General features: G+C 61.0%; 3 protein-coding genes. All 3 read right to left on the bottom strand.

Annotation, left to right across the window (positions count from 1 at the left end):
• A partial coding sequence (locus tag HP546_RS29500) for a thioredoxin family protein (protein WP_172233181.1) occupies nt 1-585 on the bottom strand: 585 nt, incomplete at its 3' end.
• A gap of 127 nt (nt 586-712) precedes the next feature.
• A complete protein-coding gene (ahpC, locus tag HP546_RS29495) occupies nt 713-1276 on the bottom strand; it encodes an alkyl hydroperoxide reductase subunit C (protein WP_004375926.1) in 564 nt (187 codons plus the stop codon).
• A gap of 296 nt (nt 1277-1572) precedes the next feature.
• Nucleotides 1573-2123: FAD-dependent oxidoreductase (locus tag HP546_RS29490; protein WP_172233178.1), on the bottom strand; the 551-nt coding region annotated here is incomplete at its 5' end.

The following is a 2123-nucleotide window of genomic DNA, read 5'->3' as shown; positions in this document are numbered from 1 at the left end:
GATTTCTTCCAGGCCCATGCGGCCCTGGCCGAATACTTCGCCATTCAGGTAGATGCTCGGCACCGCCATGATCTTGCGCGATTCCACTTCTGCCTGGAACAGCGCACCGTCGATGGCCACGTGGCGCACGTTGGGGTTGAGCACGGCCATCAGGTTCAGCGCCTGGACCACGTCCGGGCAGTTCTGGCACGACAGCGAGAAGTAGGTTTCGAAGTTGAATTCGCCTTCCAGCGCCTGGATCTGCTCGATCACTTCGGCGCTGGCCTTGGACGGGTGGCCGCCGACTTGCAGCAGCGCCAGCACCAGCGAGGTGAATTCGTGGCCCATGGGGATGCCGGCGAAGCGCAAGCTGATGCTTCTGCCATCAAGGGCAGCACCCGGGCGGCTCAGCGAGAACGAGGGACGACGGGCGTCGGTGCCGTCCGCGCTGAAGGTAATCAGGCTAGACAGGCTGGCAATTTCCACCAGCAGGTCATGCAATTCGCGGGACTTCGCGCCGTCGTCGAGGGAGGCAACGATCTCGATCGGCTGGGTGACCCGCTCCAGGTAGGTTTTCAGTTGCGATTTAAGCGTGGCGTCCAACATACGGGGCGATTCCTTTTTTCAAAACTCGGATACAAAAACGCCCAGGCGAGTTCGCCCGGGCGTTTTTACGGGGCGGGAGAAACTTCAGCTTTGGCGGCTGGCTACCGCCCGCGACTGGCACATGGCCTTAGATCTTGCCGACCAGGTCCAGCGATGGCGCCAGGGTGGCTTCGCCTTCTTTCCACTTGGCCGGGCACACTTCGCCTGGGTGAGCGGCAACGTACTGGGCAGCCTTCACTTTGCGCAGCAGCTCGGCAGCATCGCGGCCTACACCACCGTCGTTCAGTTCGACGATCTTGATCTGGCCTTCCGGGTTGATCACGAAGGTACCGCGATCGGCCAGGCCGGCTTCTTCGATCAGCACGTCGAAGTTGCGCGAGATAACGTGGGTCGGGTCACCGATCAGCGGGTACTGGATCTTGCCGATGGTGTCCGAAGTGTCGTGCCAGGCTTTGTGGGTGAAGTGGGTGTCGGTGGACACGCCGTAGATTTCCACGCCCAGCTTCTGGAACTCGGCGTAGTTGTCGGCAAGGTCACCCAGTTCGGTCGGGCAGACGAAGGTGAAGTCGGCCGGGTAGAAGAACACGACGGACCACTTGCCTTTCAGGTCGGCTTCGCTGACCTGAACGAACTCGCCCTTGTGGTAGGCGGTGGCGTTGAACGGTTTGACCTGGCTGTTGATGATTGGCATGAGAGACGCTCCTTCATGGGGTTGGAATCAGTTGATGGAAAGAATCCTAACCGTTCATCCCGTTCAAGGCTCATTGGCAAAGCTCATGCTTGTGATTGGTTTTGGCTATAACCGGGGTTTATTAATAGAAGGGAATGGGCTGAGCAAAGGATTGCGCAGGCTGCATGGCCGCACATCGCTCGGGCAGGATCAGCCTTGCGCTGCGAAGAGGCCGGCATGGCAACAGACCACCTGCTCCCCTGTCGGCCTCTTCGCAGCACAAGGCTGCTCCTGCAGCATGAATCTGCGCCGGGTGATCAGCGGGTCACGGTGCGCATGGTTACGAACTCTTCTGCCGCCGTCGGGTGCACGCCGATGGTTTCGTCGAACTGCTGCTTGGTCGCCCCCGCCTTCAGGGCAATGCCCAGGCCCTGGATGATCTCGCCGGCATCGGGGCCAACCATGTGGCAACCCAGCACCTTGTCGGTCTCGGCATCGACCACCAGCTTCATCAGGGTTTTTTCCTGAATGTCTGTCAGGGTCAGCTTCATGGCGCGGAAGCGACTCTCGAACACCTGCACCTTGTGGCCAGCGTCCAGCGCCTGCTCCTCGGTCAGGCCCACGGTACCGATTGGCGGCTGGCTGAACACTGCGGTGGGGATGTTCTGGTAGTCCACCGGGCGATATTGCTCCGGCTTGAACAGGCGCCGCGCCACAGCCATGCCTTCGGCGAGGGCTACCGGGGTAAGCTGCACACGGCCGATCACATCGCCAATGGCAAGGATCGACGGCGCGGTGGTCTGGTACTGCTCATCGACGCGGATGAAACCGCGCGCATCCAGCTCGACGCCGGTGTTTTCCAGGCCCA

It is taken from the genome of Pseudomonas sp. CM25, assembly GCF_013179705.1.
Lineage (GTDB): Bacteria > Pseudomonadota > Gammaproteobacteria > Pseudomonadales > Pseudomonadaceae > Aquipseudomonas.
The sequence above is the reverse complement of the archived record's forward strand: the minus strand, read 5'-3'. Positions and strand labels throughout refer to the sequence as shown.